15 protein-coding genes are annotated in these 20,530 nt (G+C 44.7%); 6 read left to right on the top strand and 9 right to left on the bottom strand.

Features of this window, described 5'->3' with window-relative positions:
- Window positions 1-27: 27 nt before the first annotated feature.
- Window positions 28-3,075 carry a DNA translocase FtsK 4TM domain-containing protein gene (locus R7O12_RS05490; protein WP_318125677.1) on the bottom strand — a complete coding sequence of 1,016 codons (3,048 nt, stop codon included), beginning with the start codon at window positions 3,073-3,075 and terminating at the stop codon, window positions 28-30.
- Window positions 3,076-3,227: 152 nt separating this feature from the next.
- Window positions 3,228-3,722: a leucine-responsive transcriptional regulator Lrp gene (gene lrp, locus R7O12_RS05485; RefSeq protein WP_005378234.1), complete on the bottom strand. Its 495-nt coding sequence runs from the start codon at window positions 3,720-3,722 to the stop codon at window positions 3,228-3,230.
- Window positions 3,723-3,878: 156 nt separating this feature from the next.
- Between lrp and ald the strand changes: the two genes are divergently transcribed.
- On the top strand, window positions 3,879-5,003 hold the full coding sequence (ald, locus tag R7O12_RS05480) for an alanine dehydrogenase (protein WP_005378241.1): 1,125 nt from the start codon (window positions 3,879-3,881) through the stop codon (window positions 5,001-5,003).
- Between the two features lie 93 nt (window positions 5,004-5,096).
- On the opposite strand, the gene R7O12_RS05475 is transcribed toward ald, so the two are convergent.
- Together R7O12_RS05475 and cysB are read right to left on the bottom strand one after the other, a co-directional pair.
- Entirely contained in the window at window positions 5,097-6,293 is a 1,197-nt protein-coding gene (locus R7O12_RS05475) for a methyltransferase (RefSeq protein WP_053307456.1), read from the bottom strand.
- Window positions 6,294-6,346: 53 nt separating this feature from the next.
- The gene (gene cysB / locus R7O12_RS05470) at window positions 6,347-7,321 is read right to left on the bottom strand and encodes an HTH-type transcriptional regulator CysB (RefSeq protein ID WP_053307457.1); all 975 of its coding nucleotides are present in this window, start codon (window positions 7,319-7,321) and stop codon (window positions 6,347-6,349) included.
- Window positions 7,322-7,634: 313 nt separating this feature from the next.
- Between cysB and R7O12_RS05465 the strand changes: the two genes are divergently transcribed.
- Together R7O12_RS05465 and miaE are read left to right on the top strand one after the other, a co-directional pair.
- Window positions 7,635-8,399 (top strand): hypothetical protein, encoded by a 765-nt coding sequence (locus tag R7O12_RS05465; RefSeq protein ID WP_005378247.1) that lies wholly within the window; start codon window positions 7,635-7,637, stop codon window positions 8,397-8,399.
- 97 nt (window positions 8,400-8,496) lie between these two features.
- Window positions 8,497-9,267 (top strand): tRNA isopentenyl-2-thiomethyl-A-37 hydroxylase MiaE, encoded by a 771-nt coding sequence (gene miaE, locus R7O12_RS05460; protein ID WP_017634952.1) that lies wholly within the window; start codon window positions 8,497-8,499, stop codon window positions 9,265-9,267.
- A gap of 125 nt (window positions 9,268-9,392) precedes the next feature.
- On the opposite strand, the gene R7O12_RS05455 is transcribed toward miaE, so the two are convergent.
- Both R7O12_RS05455 and R7O12_RS05450 read right to left on the bottom strand, forming a co-directional pair.
- Window positions 9,393-11,021, bottom strand: a complete 1,629-nt coding sequence (locus R7O12_RS05455; protein WP_176310879.1) for a methyl-accepting chemotaxis protein — start codon at window positions 11,019-11,021, stop codon at window positions 9,393-9,395.
- A 155-nt stretch (window positions 11,022-11,176) separates the two neighbouring features.
- A complete protein-coding gene (locus tag R7O12_RS05450; protein WP_005388970.1) occupies window positions 11,177-11,443 on the bottom strand; it encodes a hypothetical protein in 267 nt (88 codons plus the stop codon).
- 291 nt (window positions 11,444-11,734) lie between these two features.
- On the opposite strand from R7O12_RS05450, the gene R7O12_RS05445 reads away from it, so the two are divergent.
- The gene (locus R7O12_RS05445) at window positions 11,735-13,063 is read left to right on the top strand and encodes a sphingomyelin phosphodiesterase (RefSeq protein WP_042522087.1); all 1,329 of its coding nucleotides are present in this window, start codon (window positions 11,735-11,737) and stop codon (window positions 13,061-13,063) included.
- Window positions 13,060-14,016 carry a hypothetical protein gene (locus R7O12_RS05440; protein WP_064368018.1) on the top strand — a complete coding sequence of 319 codons (957 nt, stop codon included), beginning with the start codon at window positions 13,060-13,062 and terminating at the stop codon, window positions 14,014-14,016. The genes R7O12_RS05445 and R7O12_RS05440 overlap by 4 nt, the downstream gene beginning before the upstream one ends.
- An 84-nt stretch (window positions 14,017-14,100) precedes the next feature.
- Here R7O12_RS05440 and trpS read toward each other — a convergent pair whose 3' ends face one another.
- The gene (trpS, locus tag R7O12_RS05435; RefSeq protein WP_005378260.1) at window positions 14,101-15,123 is read right to left on the bottom strand and encodes a tryptophan--tRNA ligase; all 1,023 of its coding nucleotides are present in this window, start codon (window positions 15,121-15,123) and stop codon (window positions 14,101-14,103) included.
- 601 nt (window positions 15,124-15,724) lie between these two features.
- Between trpS and R7O12_RS05430 the strand changes: the two genes are divergently transcribed.
- On the top strand, window positions 15,725-16,681 hold the full coding sequence (locus tag R7O12_RS05430; RefSeq protein ID WP_005388415.1) for an AEC family transporter: 957 nt from the start codon (window positions 15,725-15,727) through the stop codon (window positions 16,679-16,681).
- Between the two features lie 44 nt (window positions 16,682-16,725).
- Here the strand turns inward: R7O12_RS05430 and R7O12_RS05425 are convergent, their stop codons facing one another.
- A complete protein-coding gene (locus R7O12_RS05425; protein WP_017635039.1) occupies window positions 16,726-17,181 on the bottom strand; it encodes a MarR family winged helix-turn-helix transcriptional regulator in 456 nt (151 codons plus the stop codon).
- 187 nt (window positions 17,182-17,368) lie between these two features.
- Window positions 17,369-20,530 (bottom strand): efflux RND transporter permease subunit, encoded by a 3,162-nt coding sequence (locus R7O12_RS05420; protein WP_203345787.1) that lies wholly within the window; start codon window positions 20,528-20,530, stop codon window positions 17,369-17,371.

The following is a 20,530-nucleotide window of genomic DNA, read 5'->3' as shown; positions in this document are numbered from 1 at the left end:
TGGACTGAGGTGAGTAACACAAGTTCATTAATCTTTTGGTGGCGCAGGTGCCAGTACTTCACGGTTACCGTTATGACCCGGAGCACTTACGATGCCCTGCGCTTCAAGCTGCTCTACAATACGGGCGGCACGGTTGTAACCTATCTTAAATCGGCGCTGAACACCGGAAACCGAACCTCGACGTGATTGAACCACGTGCTCAACAACTTGATCGAAGAGCGGGTCCACATCTTCATCCGCTTCCATTTGCTCACCTGGCAATAGACTTTCTGGAGTTTGATCTCCACTGATGATCTCTTCAATGTAGTTCGGTTTACCACGCGCTTTCCAGTTGTTTACAACAGCATGAACATCATCATCTGATGCAAATGCACCGTGAACACGAGTTGTATGACTTGATCCCGGCGGTAGATACAACATATCACCCATACCAAGTAGTGATTCTGCGCCGCCTTGATCTAGGATTGTACGAGAGTCCGTTTTAGTCGATACCGTAAACGCAACACGAGTTGGAATGTTCGCTTTAATTAGACCGGTAATAACATCAACCGATGGACGCTGAGTCGCAAGAATTAAGTGAATACCTGCCGCGCGCGCTTTTTGCGCCAAGCGAGCAATCAGTTCTTCAACTTTCTTACCTACCACCATCATCAGGTCAGCAAATTCGTCAACAACAACGACGATGTAAGGCAGCTTTTCTAGCAATGGCGGTTCAGTATCCATGCTGTCGCCTTCCTGCCAGAACGGGTCATGGATTGGGTGGCCCGCTTCTGCTGCCATCTTCAATTTTTCGTTGAAGCCCTTCACATTACGTACACCTAATGCCGACATCAATTTGTAACGACGTTCCATCTCGCCCACACACCAACGTAGAGCGTTTGATGCGTCTTTCATATCAGTCACAACTTCAGAAAGAAGATGAGGGATACCTTCATAAATAGAAAGCTCTAGCATTTTCGGGTCAATCATGATGAAGCGTACATCTTCTGGGCCTGCTTTATACAGCATGCTCAAAATCATCACGTTCACACCCACCGACTTACCAGAACCTGTTGTACCTGCTACTAGCACGTGAGGCATCTTCGCAAGATCGGCCACCACAGCTTCACCCGCAATGTCTTGACCTAACACAACCGTTGTTGGTGACGTTGCTTGCTCAAACTGAGGGCTACTGATGACATCAGATAAATAGACCGTCTGACGACTCATGTTTGGCAGTTCCAAACCGATGTAAGGCTTGCCAGGGATTACTTCCACGACACGTACCGCCATCGCAGACAATGCACGCGCTAAGTCAGTTGAAAGACCAGAAATACGACTTACTTTCACCCCCGGCGCCAAATCAAGCTCAAAACGAGTGATCACTGGACCAGGATAAATACCAACCACATCGGCTTTGATTTTGTAGTCAGCGAGTTTGCTCTCTACCAATCGAGCGACCTGCTCTAACGCATCACGGTCGATAAAGTTTTCACGTTTTTCTGGATGATAAAGCAACTCGAGCGTTGGGAGTGGCTCTTCCGGAACTGGCAAGTTTTCTTCTTTCTGTACCAAAAATGGGTTCTGTGTTGCAGCGACTTTGGCTTGCGCATTGGAAACCATATCTTGGAATGCGGTAACGTCTTGGTCGTTGTCTTGGACCTCTTCTACCTCCACTTTTTGAGGTGCAGGTTCAAATGTTGTTGAAGGTGTTGCAACTTGCTGATGAGGCGTTGTTGGCTGTACTTGCTGCGCAGGCTGAGACTCCACTTCGTCTTCATCATCTAACACATCAAAGTCAGATATCGTAGGCTCAATATGTTGGCTCGATTCCGTTTGCGCCGTGATGCTATCTAATACAGCAGAATCAATTGCAGGCTCTTCATGTACAGGATGCTCAATACTTGGCTGCTGTACTTGCTCTGCTTCAAATTGTTCGTACTCCGCATAATCTGGTTCAACACTGATCGGTTCTTCTGTAGCTGTATGTTGCTCGACATAGGAAGAATAAGTGTCTGCAAATGATGGGGTAGCCTGTTCTTCAGTTCCCCAGTCATCTGCTTGTTGCGCCGCTGCTTCAAGCTCCTCTATCGTAACATTCAGTTGCTTGGTGCGTTCCAAGAGCGGATCAACGTTATCAGTGTTAACCGTATGGATAGGTTGTATTTGAGGCTCAGGTTCAGAATAAACTGGCGCAGCATTAACCGTAGCCTTGCGTTGTGGTGGAGTCGGTTCTACCATCGCCTGTTCCGCAGGCTTATGAGGTTTAGCTTGCGGCATATAAATAGGATACTCATGCGCTGGCGCCGACTCTTTCGGTTCATCGACATCGTACGCCGTTAAATGAGGAAGCGGCTCATCATCAATTTCATGGTCTACATTATGTTTAGGCGTAGAGACTTTATCTTCTACAAACTCATCAAGCTGAGGTTCTAAAACTTCCTGCTCTGAACCTCTTGCCTTATTTGCAAGCGCGGCAATTAGTGCTAATGCACGATCACCAAGCCATTCCACGATGTTAAGCCATGAGATGCCAGTGAAGAGCGTAAAGCCCGCTCCCCACAAGAACAGCAATACCAATGTGGTACCGAGTACATTCAATGTAGGTAAAGCGAGGCTAGACAACACATCCCCGACCACACCTCCGGATGAAAAATACCAAATGTCATCAAAATTAATATCGGCAAGACCGCAACTGGTCATAATAAGGACGACCAGACCGAGCAGCCTTGTACCCCATAGCATGAAATCAATGGGCTCATCTTCTCCTCGTTTACGGCAAATCACCCATGCAGCCGCCGCTAGCAAGAAAGGGATTGGGTAAGCGAGAGAGCCAAATGTGAAGAATAGAGTATCGGCTAGCCAAGCGCCGAAAAGGCCACCAGCATTATCGATATCCCCTCCCCATGCGGTTTGGGACCAAGAAGGATCGGCCGGACTGAAGGTAAATAGTGCAACCGCAAGCAATACCGAGCTAAGAACGCCAACGATAAAGCAGCACTCTTTTAAGCGTTGGAAGCCATTTAAGCGTGAAGACTGGGGCTCTTCACTGGTTTTGATAATGGTTTCGACTTTCTTTGCGTTCTCTTTGAACATAAATCAACTTGAATATGGAAATGAAATAGGAAATTGCAAAACATTCCGAGCGGCATCAAGCCGCTCGGTAAATTGATTTAACCATATCAAGGAGAAAAACCCAATTACTCTCTGGCGAAAGCGGAAGCATATACCGCTTTCTTTGCAAGAAATTAACGAGTTTTGATCACAAGCTGGTTAGATTGTTTCACTTCTTCCATAACAACGTATGTGCGAGTGTCATTTACGCCAGGTAGACGTAGTAACGTATCGCCCAATAGTCGGCGGTAAGCACCCATATCTGATACACGGGTTTTAAGAAGATAGTCAAAGTCACCTGAAACAAGATGACACTCTTGTATGTCGTCTAGCTTTTGAACAGCTGAGTTAAACTGCTCAAACACATCCGGCGCACCACGGTTTAGCGTAATCTCAACGAATACTAATAGTGATGCATCCAGGAACTGCGGATTCAATAATGCAGTATACCCTGTGATATAACCCTGACGCTCTAAGCGACGTACACGCTCCAAACATGGCGTTGGAGAAAGTCCCACACGTTTTGAAAGCTCAACGTTTGAAATACGACCGTCTTTCTGCAGCTCATTAAGAATGTTGCGGTCGATACGGTCTAGTTCCTTGGACGGCTTTTTATAGTTGTCTGCCATTTTTTATTCCACCTTATTACTTCCTTGCAAAAAAATATACTACAACTTTTTAATATTTGGTGCCAAATTTTACAAATCTATAACTATACTAGTTATTAATTCGACAATAACACCCTACTAACAGTTAATACAACCATTATAGAAAGAGGATACAGGATGATCATTGGCGTACCTAAGGAAATCAAGAATCACGAATATCGTGTTGGTATGATCCCAGCTAGCGTGAGAGAACTCATCTCACATGGTCACCAAGTTTTAGTTGAGACCAATGCAGGTGCCGGCATTGGTTTTTCAGACGATGATTACATCGCTGTCGGCGCATCCATTCTCCCTCATGCTGCTGACGTATTTGCGCAAGCAGACATGATTGTAAAAGTAAAAGAACCCCAAGCAGTAGAGAGAGCAATGCTCCGCGAAGGGCAAATTTTATTTACTTATTTACACCTAGCACCAGATTTTCCACAAACTGATGAGCTAATCAAGAGCAAAGCTGTCTGTATAGCCTATGAGACTGTAACAGATAATATGGGTCGTTTGCCACTGTTAGCACCAATGTCAGAAGTGGCAGGTCGGATGTCTATCCAAGCTGGCGCGCAAACGTTGGAAAAATCGCACGGCGGTCGTGGTCTGCTCCTAGGCGGCGTACCTGGTGTTGAACCTGCAAAAGTCGTTATCGTTGGTGGTGGCGTTGTTGGTGCAAACGCTGCTCGTATGGCGGTTGGCCTTCGCGCTGACGTCACCATTCTAGACCGTAACGTAGACACACTTCGTAAGCTTGACGAAGAATTCCAAGGTCGCGCAAAAGTGGTTTATTCTACTGAAGACGCTATCGAGAAGCATGTTCTAGAAGCGGACCTTGTTATCGGTGCCGTTCTAATTCCTGGCGCAGCAGCACCTAAACTGGTCACTAAAGAGCACATTGCTAAGATGAAGCCTGGTGCAGCAGTGGTTGACGTGGCAATTGACCAAGGCGGTTGTTTCGAAACTTCACACGCGACAACTCACGCAGATCCAACTTACATCGTTGATGAAGTGGTTCACTACTGTGTAGCAAATATGCCTGGCGCAGTTGCTCGCACTTCAACATTTGCACTCAACAACGCTACACTTCCATACATCGTGAAGTTAGCAAATAAAGGCTACCGCGAAGCACTTCTAGAAGACAAAGGCTTCCTTGAAGGTCTAAACGTTATTCACGGAAAAGTAACATGTAAAGAAGTAGCAGAAAGCTTTGACTTGGAATACGTTGAACCAACTCAAGCTATTGCTATGTTCAATTAATGACAAAATAACACATAACTTGTCACGTTTTGTTTACAAAAGCCCACACTGAAGTGGGCTTTTTCATATAGAGCGTTTGGCTATAAAGAATAACTAAATCTTATATGCGCAAATTAAAATATTTCTAGGCGTGACCGATTTAGGGCAAAACTCTGACAATCTAACACGGTAACCACGTTCTTCAAGATAAAGCACTTTGTCTAATGCGAGCCAAATCTCCAACGGACGTTGAAAAACAAGTTGCACTAAGCTCATTCTCTCCATTTGCCAGAAGCGTTGTTCGCTTAACTTTTCAAAATGAGAGAAATCGATTTCTTGAGGAAGAACAATGCCTTTTTGCTCCGCTGCCCAGCGACAGAACGATTCAAAACCATCACTTAATTGCGACTTACGGATACTCGGCACAGGCTGATACTCTGCCATTCCCAAAGCTTGTCGCGTGATCAAATCAAACCCAAGACGAAACATCATTTCCTGCTGACGATGACGACGCACGCGCTCTCCTCCCGTCACCGTTTGTTGTAATGGGATACGCAGTTCTTGCTTAGACAATGAGAGAGAAGAAGCCCTGCCCAATTCCGACATCGGCTGGTATTGTTCCGACTGAATCAAGTGGTAACAACAAGGTGATATGGTCATCGCAGCAATCCCATTTTCACTGCCGTACTGCATTAGACGAACGTGAAGGTCACCGCACGCATGCAGTGCTACTGCGTGTTGCGTTGGCTTAAACACGGCTTTCGCTTTGCTATCAAACGCGTCGCCTTGAATAAACGTCATCTTCCAATGATGTTCATTGGCTGCTTGTTGTCCCGAATCGCACAGTGCTTGTTGGTATTCAAAGCTGGTTACAGGCTGATCGGTTTGCGTGGTCAGGATTCGCCCCAAGTAACCTTTACCTGAGCACCATTCTAGCCATTCTTCGCCACAGTGTTGTTGAATTGCAGCTTCACCCATCGAGCTAATTTGCTCCAACTTACGTCCCGGAATACCGTTATCTAAACCACGAGCGAGTTCCAAGCCGTTTAACGACAAAAGCTCTAAATGAGTCAGTTCTGCGAGTTGTTCAAGCTCAGGCAAAAACGGACTAAGTGCTTTTAACGCGAGTTCTGGTGCTGCTTTGTATTCTTCGATTTGAGAGGGAGTAAGAGACGCTAGCCATTGGCACAGCCGAGGATGTTGCTCCTGCCAAGGTAATGAAGTGCGAATGCTGCTTTTAAAAGGCTCGAATCGCCACAAAGATTGGTTTTCGATTAAGCAGTCATTAATAAATTGAAATTGCGTTTTCATAGCTCCCCCTACAACGAGCGCATTGTAGAGGGAATCGAAACATCAATGAAGTGTTATCTGACCGGAAGATCGATGTCTTTAAACATCTCTTCGATTTCTGCATTAGACTTCAACGAAATCGCCTGCTCAACCACTGGACGCGTTAAGTGCGGTGCAAAACGCTCCATAAAATCGAACATGTAAGAGCGTAAGAATGTACCACGGCGGAAGCCGATGCTCGTGGTGCTCGCGCCAAACAAATGGCTCGCATCTATTGCAACCAAGTCACCGTCCTGCTCTTCATCCACAGCCATGCTTGCAATCACACCCACACCAATACCCATACGAACGTAAGTTTTAATGACGTCTGCATCAGTTGCAGTGAACACCACTCGCGGGGTTAAACCTTCGCGGTTGAATGCTGTATCCAGCTCTGAACGGCCAGTAAAACCGAACACGTAAGTGACTAATGGGTAAGCGGCAAGATCACTGATCGTTACTTTGTCTTTCTTCGCTAGTGGGTGATCTTTAGGCACAACTATTGAACGATTCCAGTGATAACAAGGCAACATGATGGCATCTTGATATAAGTGAAGCGCTTCTGTCGCAATCGCAAAATTCGCTGTGCCTTTAGCTATCGCCTCAGACATTTGTGATGGTGTACCTTGGTGCATGTGTAACGACACTTTTGGATAACGAGAAGTAAAACCTTTGATGACATCTGGCAGTGCATAACGAGCCTGCGTATGTGTCGTGGTGATATTCAGCGTCCCCATTTCTGGATGGGTGTGCTCTCCAGCCACCGCTTTGATACTTTCTACACGAGCGAGAATTTCTTGAGAGATACGTACAATTTCTTCACCAGCTGGCGTCACTTGCGTTAAGTGCTTACCGCTACGTTCAAAAATCTGAATGCCTAACTCGTCTTCCAGCAACCGAACCTGTTTACTGATACCTGGCTGAGAGGTATATAAGCTTTCCGCCGTTGCAGATACATTCAGATTATGGTTTACAACCTCAACAATATACTTCAGCTGCTGCAGTTTCATCGTAATCCCTTACTTATTCATGAGAGAGTTTATTGGCCACTCAAGTGAGCGATATAATAATTAGTTATAACGCGTTCAAATCGAAATGAACAGCAATTTCTAACTTATACCTCAATCACATACTAATAATCTTCAAGCAAGAAACAATATGCACAAAGTTGAGCCAATAAATGACCGAAGTTCTATGATGTGACTTCTATCAGTAACTAAAACGTGGGAGAGACAAAATAATCAAACAAATAAGGTGCCGAGTAAGATAAGATTCATGTATTCTTTAACGCTAGCCGCAGAAAAGTAAAGCAGACGCAAAGATATGAATATTGGTTTAATAATCGCTTTGGTAGCCATCCTACTGGTGTTAATCCTAGGCTATAACATTATGTTGCAATATAAGGTTAAAGTTGAAACCGCAAAAAGGCAGGAATCAGCGCGATATGTAGCCTTGATAGATGGTACTGAAGAGTTGATTGGTCATGCGCACCATATCCCTTTTAGTAAAGAGCTGTTGCTGTGTCTAAACAATCGTATTCTTGACGCGCTAGAGAGCATGCATGAGCTGGACCCGAAGAACAAGCAACTTGCTCAACGTATCGAAAATATGAAGCAGCAGATTACGCAGCTAAAAGAGAATGGTCCTACTGGCGAGAGTACCACTTTCAAGATGCCGAGTAGTGATAAACAAGCTATCGTCATGCTTAAGCTGGTTAAACGACTTCGCGACACTATCCGTAACGAGCACAACAAAGGCCGATTGGATACCCAGACTTACGTCACCGAAAATGCGCGCTTGGAAACGATGCAAATTCGCATCAACATTGAAAATGTCATCAAAAGAGCAAACGACTCTATCGCTCGTGGCCAACCAGGCACCGCGCTTCAACTGCTGCGTAAAGGTATCGATGCTTTGAGCACTAAGAGCGATCCTTATTCTATTCAAGCGAAACAAAAGCTTGAAGAGATGTTAGGTGACTTAGATAAAAAGCGCCAAGATAAAAGCGATGCCGAAATGCAGCAGATTGCTGACAAAGAGCGTGACAATGACATGGAAGCTCTCTTCGGCGAGAAGAAAAAGTGGTAACATTCACTTCAGGTCAAAAAAGGCTGCAATTGCAGCCTTTTTTCTATCCGCAAGACAACGGATATGCCCAATAAAAATGTGAAGTACTAAAACTAAAATGATGAATCTAGACGCCTATCAAGATCTTCTTGCTCCCATTAACCAATTTCTGCGATGCAGTACACCTGATGAATGGGTAGAGGAAGCAAAGAAACCAGAGAACCTTCAAACCATTTTGTTAGACCACCTACTGTGCGAACTAAAAGCTGGCCAATCTGCCATGTTTTTAATTCGTAAGTATGCCGTTGACCAATCCAGTTCACATGCTCTACTTGACTGGTTTAAGCCCTACGAAGATTTTGCTTACCGTAACGTAGGCTCATTGGAAACTTTAAAAGGCAAGAGCAATATTTCTAAGTCAATCATGGCTAAGTCCGACTCACCATACAGCCAAGATTTGATCGATAAGATGGTGCTTTTGATAAAAGAGGAGTTACACCACTTTTATCAAGTTTTAGAGATCATGGAAAGTCGTGGAATTGAGTACAAAAATATTCCAGCAAGTCGTTATGCTAAAGGACTGATTTCGCATATGAAGACTCATGAGCCGGAAACGCTGATCGATAAACTCATCATTGGTGCGTACATCGAAGCCCGATCTTGTGAGCGTTTTGCCAAACTAGCACCACATATGGATGACGATATCGCAAAGTTCTACATTTCTTTATTACGTTCAGAAGCACGCCATTACCAGGATTATCTTGTATTAGCGGAGCAAATCGCAGGCAAAGATATCAGCGAGCGCATCGCCTACTTTGGACGTATAGAGGCAGATTTAATTTCTACGCCAGATACAGATTTTAAGTTTCACAGTGGTATTCCAGCCTAGCGAGCATATTCTCCCAAGGTTGAGCATACTCTGAACTTATATAGACAGAGAATAAATAAGCCGGACATTTCGTCCGGCTTATTTATTGTAGCAATGAGGTTAGGAATAAAGCTGAAACACAACAACTAGAGCTGGAATGAACCCATTCGAGTTTTCAAGTTGTGCGCTAGGCTACTAATCTGCTGACAAGCCACAGCCGTTTGTGAAGCTCCCTCAGCCATCTCTGTTGAAGCACTATTAATATGCTCCACGCTGCGATTCAGCTCTTCGGATACAGAATTCTGCTCACTGCACGCCGTTGCGATTTGTGTGCTCATTTGCGCTATGTTATCGACAGAATGTTCAATTTCTTTTATCTGGCTATCAGTATCATTAACTTGCTCAACACACTGAGAAATACCCTCCTGACAATCACGGCTTGAATGCCCTATTTTACTGCTGCTCTCTTGTAGTTGATTAACAATTTCCACAATTTGTGAAGTGGAGTCTTGAGTGCGTTGCGCCAGAGAACGAACCTCATCTGCCACAACAGCAAACCCACGTCCTTGTTCACCAGCCCGAGCGGCTTCAATTGCGGCGTTCAGTGCTAACAAGTTTGTTTGCTCGGCAATCCCGCGGATCACATCTACGACCACATTGATATTGTTTGAGCTCGATTCAAGCTCACGTGCCAGTTCATCTGATTCTTGGATCGTATGTGATACACGCTCAATTACTGCGATAGTTTGTTGTAACGTCACCGTTCCTTGCTTTGCCACTTCCGCAGCCGAATAAGCAGAGGTTGCGCCAACTTCGGTATTTTGTGCCACTTCACTTACAGCAGCTTGCATTTCTGTCATCGCAGAAGCCACCGAGCTAAGTTCAATTTGTTGATTTTGCATACCAGAAGCGGTCTGAGAAGAAATAGCACTCACTTCCTCTACTGCTGCCGTTAGCTGAATCGTTGAGTCATTAATCTCAGAAACCAACGAATGTAAGTTTGTTTGCATACCGACAAGCTCTTTGAGCAGCGTTCCTAACTCGTCTTTGCTCAATTCGCTTTCGTCGATTTGATTATTCAATTGACCCTTGGCGATTTTGGAAGCGAATTCCAGTGCTCGATCAACAGGCCCGCAGATGACTCGAGAAAGCAACATGGCAGACATTACCATGACCAATGCGACGACAAGCGCACCAACAGCAGCGCTGTATTGTGTAAATGCCGCTTCACTTTGTACTTCTTCGCCAATCAAATTCACCAACTCATCGTTCAACGCGAGGGTATCATCCAAGCTGCTCAACGCTTTTGAGTAGGTATCGAAACTTGATAAAATTACATCATTTGCACTTTCAGCATCGCCTTGGCTTAGCAATACGTTGTAAGTCTTCGTTTCTTTGATGTATTGATTCCAAGTTTCTTTAAAAACGCTAAAGGACTGCGTTTCACGCTTATTAAGGTCGAGCTTTTCGTATTCTGCAATACCAGCCTGCACATCAGAACGCCATTGGTCGAGGCCTTTTAACCACTCACCAATTTTGGGGTGATTTGCGTTTGGCAATAAAGAGAACTCATCTTTACGCACTTTAGTAATATCAACTTGGATACCTTTCAAAATCGCAACAGAAGGTAAACTTTTATCTGTTAGCACTGAGATGTCTTTATTCAGTGTTAACAAACCTTGCACCAACATTACTGACACTAAACCAAACACGGCAAAAACGGTTAAATAACTAACCGATATTTTCTTTACGACACTTAAGTCTTTAATACGCATGCACTTTCTCCCCGCAGCCTTTCCAAACCTCTCACTTAAGTGAAAGCTTAACCTCTAAAACGCACTGTTTTTTGCGCTCGATATCATTGAACGCTCTTATATACATCGGCTTGAGAGATCAAATCTTGACCAGTAATTGATAGTTTTATCACATGCTATTTTAAAGATAGGCTCGTATGCTCCGTATTGTGTCTACATCTTTTCATGAGCGCTTCTCGGCGCAGATCCAAGATCTCATCGATGAGCTTTTCTTTCGCGTTTATCCCAAAATGCTGGGCATAATTTTTTACTTTTGCTATCTCATTAGGCTGCAAGCGGTACACCTCTTTCTTTAAACGCGCTTCTGCTTCACTTCTAATCAGACCTTGCTCTTGTAACAATTTAATGATGGTTTCATCGGTTGGATTTACTGCTCTAGCCATGGTGCTCCATCTATCAATTTGAGTTCTAGCCATATGGCTAGATGAATGACGCCGCACAACTTATAGAGCAAAGATGACAGCTTGATTGCAGTGAATGCAATTCGTTGACTGTTGGTATTATTTTCCACCGCTTCAACGGCAACACACTCAATACCTCCACCCTCACCATTGAATAAAGATCACATTCTGATAACAATTTTCAGCACTGACTTAGATGTCATCCATATTTAACGTGCAAGTAACATTTATAAACAAGAATGATTGCTCTAGTTCAAATGATGGAAAAATAAGATGAAATTTTCGCAGTGGAGCCTTTTAGTAAGTAGCTTGATAGCGTTACCCAGCATTGCAGATACCGACGTTTACCTAACGAATAACTCTGATCAACCGTTAACTATTCAAGTAAAACATGAAGGCAGTGATTTGCTTCAATACGGAGAAGAGTGGCAACAACATGTGCAGGTACTTGGTCCGTGGGAAACTAAATCTGTATTAAGCTTCAACCGCTGGGAGGGCGTGAAATCAAATCAAACTTACCGTTTTGAAACTGTGGTTTCTAGCCCCGAAGGTGAAAGCATAACACTCAATCAAATAATGGAAGGCCATTGGTACAATTCGACCATTGAATACGGCTTGTCCGCAGCCGATGTCGAGTTATCTCTCAAAGATGATCGTAACATTCATCGTGCCAACACTAACGCTTTTGGTGCGAGAGAAACCGAACTGGCATTTAAGTCAGACAGTACCGCTCGATATGATGATCTTTACTACACCATCACGCCAAGCAAGGTAGCGGAATCTGTCGACAACGAAGAACAAAACCTTAAGTTGATGACTTATAACATCTGGGCGTTGACGGCTATTGCATCGCACATTGGAGATCGTTACGAACTGATTCCTCAACATGTAAAAGGTTACGATGTTTTGGCACTGCAAGAGGTGTTTGCCAGCGGCCGTGAAGCATTCTTACGTGAGTTAGCCAAGGAATATCCTTACCAAACAAAGATGTTAGATAAAGAAGGCGTTAATATTCATGATGGTGGCGTAATCATAGTTAGTCGCTACCCTATCGTGAATGAAGCGCAATATGTCTTTCCCGATTGCTCTGGTACAGACTGCTTTGCCGATAAAGGCGTAAATTATGCGGAAATAATTAAAGGTGGTCAGGCTTATCATGTGTTTGCTACCCATACCGCATCTTTCGATACAGACACCGCCCGTGAGTATCGTCAGCGCCAGTTCAAACAAATCCGCACACTCGCCCAATCTCTTAACATTCCTTCAAGCGAAACTGTGGTATACAGCGGCGACTTTAACGTAAACAAAAGAAAGTTTCCTGGTGACTACCAACAAATGATCGCTAACTTAAGTGCCATAGAGCCTCACTACTCTGGTTACACGGAGTCAACCTTTGATCCCCGTATCAATAACTTCGCAGGTGAAGCGTTATCAGGTGGCGAAAACGTGGAATACCTTGACTATGTTATGGTGAGTAGTGAATACGGGGTGAAATCATTCAATGACAACCGTGTAGACGTACCGCGCACAACCGCAGAGAGTTTATGGAAACACTACAACCTTTCTGACCATTTCCCAGTAAGCGCAACAATCAAGCCATGAAGAAAATCGCTTTGATAATCATGTCCGCCATTATGGCGGGCATGATATTTTTAACTTTCAGTCACGATGTTCAAAAAGAAGAGCTCGCTTCCTCTCCTTCCCCTAAGACAAAAAATCAGAATGTCTCCAGTACATCACCACAAACAAGCAGCATCGTGCCCGATACAGATACTTCACCACAAACCGCTAAGCTCCCTTCCACAGTTCAAATAACGACTGAGCGATTAACTCAACTCAAAGGCAGGAAACTTGTCGCCGAACTTGAGACGTTTTGGCAAGAGTGTATGTTGAACCGTAGTTGTGAAGAGCAGGTCGCCTTGTTTGAGGCGCATTTATCTTCAGCTCGATTCCAGCTTTTGGCGAACTACCCTCAGCTCAGCAGCCAATGGCAAGAGAGTGTAGGAAATTTGTTATTTGATGAGCAACAATCACTGGCGTCGCGTGTTGCACAGCTGAAGAACGAAGCAAGAAGCATCTGGGGGGAATTGGCTGATGTTGTTTTTGCGGATGAGTTCGCGCTGTACGATTTCAACTTAGAAGCCCAAAAGCTGGACACTCAAAGCCCAGATAACTTTTTGCGAGCTTTCGAGCAACTCACCATTGACTGGCAAGAACATGCAGGGGCTATCGGGCTAACAAGCGACCAGGAAAAATATGAGCGTGCGGTCACCCTGATTCCTAATAGTATGAGCCTACCAGATCGCTTGGCGATCATCGCAGAGCTAGAACGAACTTACTTAACGAAAGAAGAAACTAAAAACATTCACGCTCGTGAGCAACAAATTGCTGAGCAAAAAGAGCAAGTCAGAGGTTACCAACAAGCATTGCAACAACTTGAGTCCAGGCTCAGAAAAGAGAGAGCCACAAGCCATTCAAATTTGTCAGAACCGGAATGGCAAAGCTATTACCAACAAGAAGTCGCGGATTTTCGTCGTGAATTTTTTTCTTCTTAATAATGCGCTTTGACTGACTGGGAACTTAAAAAGGCACGTTGCTAACCAGCCGTCGTGCCTTATGTTCAACTCTCTACTTTTAATTCAGAACAAATTTAAACCAAATACATCTTTCACATCAAATAGCACTTTTTCGGTTTTCTCGCGAGAACGCTCACTACCTTGTTTTAAAATATCAATCAGCTGCGCTTTATCATTCAAATACATAGCGCGCTTTTCTCGAATAGGGCGAAGCATTTCTTGTAAGCATTCTTCTAACACTTTCTTGGTCAAACCATCACCTAATCCACCTCGTCGATAATGGTCTTTTAGCTGTTCGACATAATTTTTATCAGGATGAAAAGCATCGAGGTAGATGAATACAATATTCCCTTCGACTTGGCCAGGGTCCTCAATTTTCAGATGATTGGGATCGGTATACATAGATTTCACTGCCGCGGAAATCTCCTTTTCAGACGCCCCTAGGTTGATTGCATTCCCCATGCTTTTAGACATCTTATTTTTGCCATCAGTACTCGGCAAACGAGGTGCATCACTAAGTAATGGACGGCATTCCCTAAGAACCTCTTTTCCACCCAGGTGGTTTATTTTTCTCACGATTTCATTAGTTTGCTCTAACATCGGCAGCTGGTCATCACCCACTGGTACTAGCGTCGCATGAAACCCCGTAATATCAGCAGCTTGAGAAATTGGATACGTTAAAAAGCCTGCGGGAATAGAGCGTTCAAAGCCTTTACTTTGAATCTCATTTTTAACCGTGGGGTTTCGCTCTAATCGTGCGATAGAAACAAGATTACTGTAATACATTGTCAACTCGGCTAACGCTGGAATTTGAGACTGCAACGTGATCGTAGTTTGAGCGGGGTTGATACCAACAGCCAAATAATCTGCAACGACATTGAGAATATTAGAGGATACCTTTGATGGGTTATGCGCGTTATCCGTCAACCCTTGCATGTCCGCGACCAAGATCGTTTGCTCGTGCTCCGTTTGCAATTTGACTCGTTGTTGCAATGAACCAATATAGTGCCCGAGGTGTAATGGACCTGTTGCTCGATCTCCGGTAAGTATAATTTCACGCTGAGATGTATTTTTATGGGTATTCATATTTGTCTCCAAGTATTTAATAGATCGCTACTGGAGATAAAAAGATCAAACACTCTTAGCTACCATCCAGCAGCTTAAGAATGTAAGTATTCCGCGCCGCTCTATTTAGAGCGCCACCAAGAGAAGGTTGTTAATGAAGGGCGAACGTGTATTTTCATGTTTTTTAAACTAACAGCACATACCGCAGAACTCAATCTGTTTTGTACTGAATTAGAGTGAGTGTTCCAACAGCCAATTAAGAGGATTACATTGGTAAAGACATCGCAATGACCAAAACCGCACCAAATACCGAACCAGAGACAAACGCACACAGTACAGTTTTGTTGTGTTTCCTTTTCATTGATGAACTCCTATCCATAACTACGATGACCAGCCCTCACATCTAATACGCATGTGGATGCATCACGACAACGAGTTAACCAACATATCGCACGTAGGACCAGTACCGCTTTGTTAAATTGGGACCTCGTCCATAACTTGGAGTGTAAATGACTCCGGAACCTACAACAAAAGAAAATTTCATCACGTTACTGTCCTACCCTCCGGGTTTGTGGCTTAATAAGCAACAGGAACACTTTTTTCTTTTGCTGCGGATACTTACATGGAAGCTGTTTTACATCAGTTGCAATTCTCTTTGTCGATAACCGGACCTATCTGTTTGATGTTGGTACTTGGCGTTCTTTTTAAGCGCTTTGGTCTAATCAACGATAATTTTATCGAAGTAGGCTCTAAACTGGTGTTTCAAGTTACCTTGCCTGCGATGTTATTTGTCAGCATTGTGGCTTCAGAACACGACTTTTCCGCGGCAAGTGGATTCGTCAATTTCGGCGTCATCGCTAGTATTTCGTTTTTCATTTTCACCTACCTTTCCGTCAAACTTCTGTTCAAAGCATCGCCTGACCAAGGCGTTCTCATCCAAGGTGGGTTCCGAGCAAATACAGGTATTATTGGTATCGCTTACGTTGCCAATGCGTATGGTTCTCAAGGTGTGGCGCTAGCAGCGCTCTATGTCGCGGTCACCACATTTATTTATAACGTCCAAGCGGTAATTTGCTTATCGCCCAAGGGGGCAACGTCTGCCTCGCAAGCAGCAAAGATGATGGGCCGAACACTGACTAGGAATCCGCTCATAATCTCCATTGTTCTAGGAATGGCTTTTTATTTACTCGCTATTCCAGTACCGAATGTGGTTATTGACGCAGGAGACTACTTGTCCAAAATGACATTGCCTTTGGCGCTGTTGTGTACGGGTGGCTCACTTGACTTTAGCTTGATGAGAAAAGAGAAAGGTCCATCTTGGTTTGCGAGCAGTTACAAGCTCATCGTAGCGCCAGTCATCATCACCATGGGAGCTTACTTAGTAGGATTTCGAGGAATTGAGCTAGGTATTCTTTTCTTTATGAACGCCTCTCCAGTCGCTGCTGCCAGCTATGTCATGGCGCGTTCCATGGGAGGCAATGCCACGTTAGCTGCAAATATCATCGCACTCACTACGGTGCTTTCTACCGTGACCTGTACGTTGGGCATCCTATTTCTTAAGTTCTACAACTTAATATAATTGGTCCGCGATAAAATAAAGACGCTAAACGGCATTGATGTCAGTTACTGGTCGTGATTCGCAAAAGTGAGCTTTCTTACCAGACGAAAAAATTCACTCGCTTCAGATTCCGACAAACAAGAAAAAAACTCTTTCTGTAAATTCGTCATGATTTGATGAACTTGCTTTAAAGCATTTGCTCCCTCTTTTGTCATGCTTAGCATTTTAAGGCGCTGATTCGATTTACTTTTAGAAACTTGAACAAACCCTCTCTTTTCCAGATTGTCCACCATCCGCTTTGCTACACTTCGCTCAGTTCGAACCGCATCAGCCAACGCTTGCTGGCTCATAGGTTGAAATTCTTCTAAAGCGGCCAGTGCACTTGCCATTTCTAGTGTCATCAAATTTTGCCGAGAGAGCTCGGCTTGGGCACGATTGCGGTACATGCGCTGCATCACACCGCAGACAAACATAGGGCTTTGATCCAAAACGGAAATTGGAGAAATTTTCTGATCTTTCATCGTCGTTTTTCTTCTTTAGGCTTTCATTCGGTCGAAAAGGCTGTGCTGATACTGCACACAACACGCCGTCTTTCAGGCTCGCGTCATAGACGGTAACCACCAAGTGAAAACATAAAATAAAGAGCGCCGAAGCGCCCTTTTATTGTGTTTATTATCACTAGTATAACTCAGTTAACACAACCAAGTCCTACTCGCTTTGCTGAGTGGGTTTAGTGCTGGTCTCAGACAACTCTGCCTCCGACTCTTTTCTCGCACGTCGATCAAACAATCGCTCAACCACCACAAAGAAGATTGGGACGAAGAATATACCCAATATCGTGGCACTGATCATGCCACCAAGTACGCCGGTACCCACTGCGTTTTGACCTGCCGATCCCACACCTGAACTGATAGCAAGTGGTACCACACCCAAACCAAAAGCAAGCGATGTCATGATAATTGGGCGCAGACGAACGCGAACAGCATGTAAGGTTGCTTCGATAAGCCCAGCGCCTTTCTCATAGTAGTCCTTTGCAAACTCAACAATCAGAATGGCGTTTTTGGTTGCCAAGCCGACCGTCGTTAATAAGCTCACCTGGAAGAACACATCGTTATCCATACTGCGCGTCATTACCGCAAGCACAGCACCAAGCACACCAAGAGGAACAACTAACACCACGGCGAAAGGTACTGACCAACTTTCATACAAAGCGGCAAGAACTAAGAATACGACGAGGATAGATAGCGCATATAGCATCGGCGCTTGGTTTCCGGAAAGGCGCTCTTCATACGAAATACCATTCCAGTTCACCGTGAAGCCTTCCGGTAGCTTTTCTACCATTGCTTCAATTTCTTCCATGGCTTCACCAGTACTTACACCAGGAGCTGCATCGCCTTGAATATTCATTGCTGGCAAACCATCAAAGCGCTGCAAAAGAGGAGAACCATAGGTCCACTCGCCACTCGCAAAAGCAGAGAAAGGCACCATCTCTCCTTTAGCGTTGCGTACGTACCATGAATCGAAGTCTTTTGGCTGCATGCGGTATTCCGCATCACTTTGTACCATCACTTTCTTCACACGACCGCGGTCAATATAATCGTTAATGTAAGCCCCGCCCCATGCAGCTGACAGGATTTGGTTTACGTCATTGATACTGACATCCAAAGCACGAAGTTTGACGTGGTCAATGTTCACTTTGTACATTGGCGCATCTGCCTGACCGTTTGGACGAACACCGACAAGTTTCGGGTTTTGTGCTGCCATGCCCAGAAGTTGCCCTTGAGCCGCAACTAATGCATCGTGCCCTTTATTCAACGAGTCTTGGAGATAGAAATCGAAACCTGTCGAGTTACCTAGCTCTTGAATCGCTGGAGGGGCGAACGCAAACACCAAAGCTTCTTTAATGGTAGAGAAGTACCCCATCGCTCGGCCCGTAATGGAAGCCGCATCGGCGCCAGGCGCTTCACGCTCAGACCAATCTTTCAAACCGATAAATGCCATCCCCATGTTTTGGCCTTGACCTGCGAAACTAAATCCAGCAACGGAGAAGACGGATTTTACATTGTCTTTTTCGTCTACTAGGTAAAAGTCACGCATTTTCTCAAGTGTTTTTTCCGTCTGTTCTTGTGTTGAGTTAGGCGGCAAAATAGCCATTGAGAATACTGTGCCTTGGTCTTCATCTGGCAAAAATGACGTTGGAAGGTTCATAAATAACCAGCCAGCACCTGCACTCATTGCCAAAAATACAACCAACATGCGACCTGTGCGTTTTAGAAGTTTGGCAACGCCGGTTTCATAGCCTGCTGTCATCGCATCAAACTTGCGGTTAAACCAGCCAAAGAAGCCTTTCTTCTCTAGAAGCTCAGCATCGCCTTTTTTCAGCAACGTAGCACACAATGCTGGAGTCAGAATTATCGCAACCAAAACGGAAAGCGTCATAGCCGCCACAATAGTTATCGAGAACTGACGGTAAATAACCCCGGTAGAACCAGACATAAACGCCATAGGGACGAATACCGCTGAAAGCGTCAACCCCACACCAATCAGGGCACCAGTGATCTGCCCCATCGATTTTTTGGTCGCTTCTTTGGGCTCTAAACCATCTTCATGCATCACACGCTCGACGTTTTCCACCACAACGATGGCGTCATCCACCAGCAAACCGATAGCCAGAACCATCGCGAACATGGTTAACGTGTTTACGCTAAATCCAGTCGCGTACAAAATAGCGAAGGTTCCGAGCAATACGACAGGCACTGCGATCGTTGGAATGATCGTCGCACGGAAGTTCTGCAAGAACAGGTACATGATTAAGAACACAAGAAGAATAGCTTCTAATAGCGTTTTAACCACTTCTTGAATCGAGGCTTTGACGAATGGCGTTGTTTCAAATGGGTAAGCAATCTGCAACCCTTCTGGGAACGTTGCACTCAGTTGTTCTAAGCGCTCTTTTACCGCATTGGCTGTCTCAAGCGCGTTTGCGCCAGTACCTAATGAAATACCTAACCCCGATGCTGGGAAGCCATTATATTGGCCTCGAATATCATAACTTTCTGCACCACGCTCAACGCGAGCTACATCTTTCAAATAAACATTCGAACCACTGGCGTCAGACTTAAGAATGATGTCTTGGAACTCTTCTACACTGCTCAAACGACTTGCAGACGAAATCGTAGCATTCAACAACTGACCTTCCTGCGCAGGTGCCGCACCAAGTTGACCTGAAGAAACTTGCGCGTTCTGTTCACTGATCGCATTTGCTACGTCGATCGCGGTCAAGTTGAACTGCGTAAGTTTAAAAGGGTCCAGCCAAACTCGCATTGCATACTGCGCACCAAACGCCTGCACTTGTCCTACACCAGTTACACGACTTATCGGGTCTTGAATATTCGTTACAACAAAGTCGCCGATATCGTTTTCTGTAAAGTCAGGATCTTCAGAATAAACTGCGACAACCATGAGAAATGCCGTATTGGATTTATTGACGACAATACCTTGGTTTTGTACCTCCATCGGCAATGAAGTCAATGCCAATTGCAGTTTGTTCTGCACCTGTACTTGCGCGATATCAGGATCAGCTTCGCTATCAAACGTCAGGGTAATTGTCGCATTACCAAATGCATCACTGCTCGATGATAGGTAGCGAAGGTAATCTAATCCTGTCATGTTTTGCTCGATAACCTGCGTTACCGAGTCTTCAACGGTTTTTGCTGATGCACCTGGATAGCGAGCACTGATGGTGATCGTCGTCGGTGAAATCGTTGGGTATTGCGAGACGGGTAAATTGAATAATGACATTACCCCCGCCAACATCGTTAGAATCGCGAGAACCCAAGCAAATACCGGACGATCGATAAAAAATCGTGCCAT

Source organism: Vibrio sp. Vb1574 (assembly GCF_033338675.1).
The sequence above is the reverse complement of the archived record's forward strand: the minus strand, read 5'-3'. Positions and strand labels throughout refer to the sequence as shown.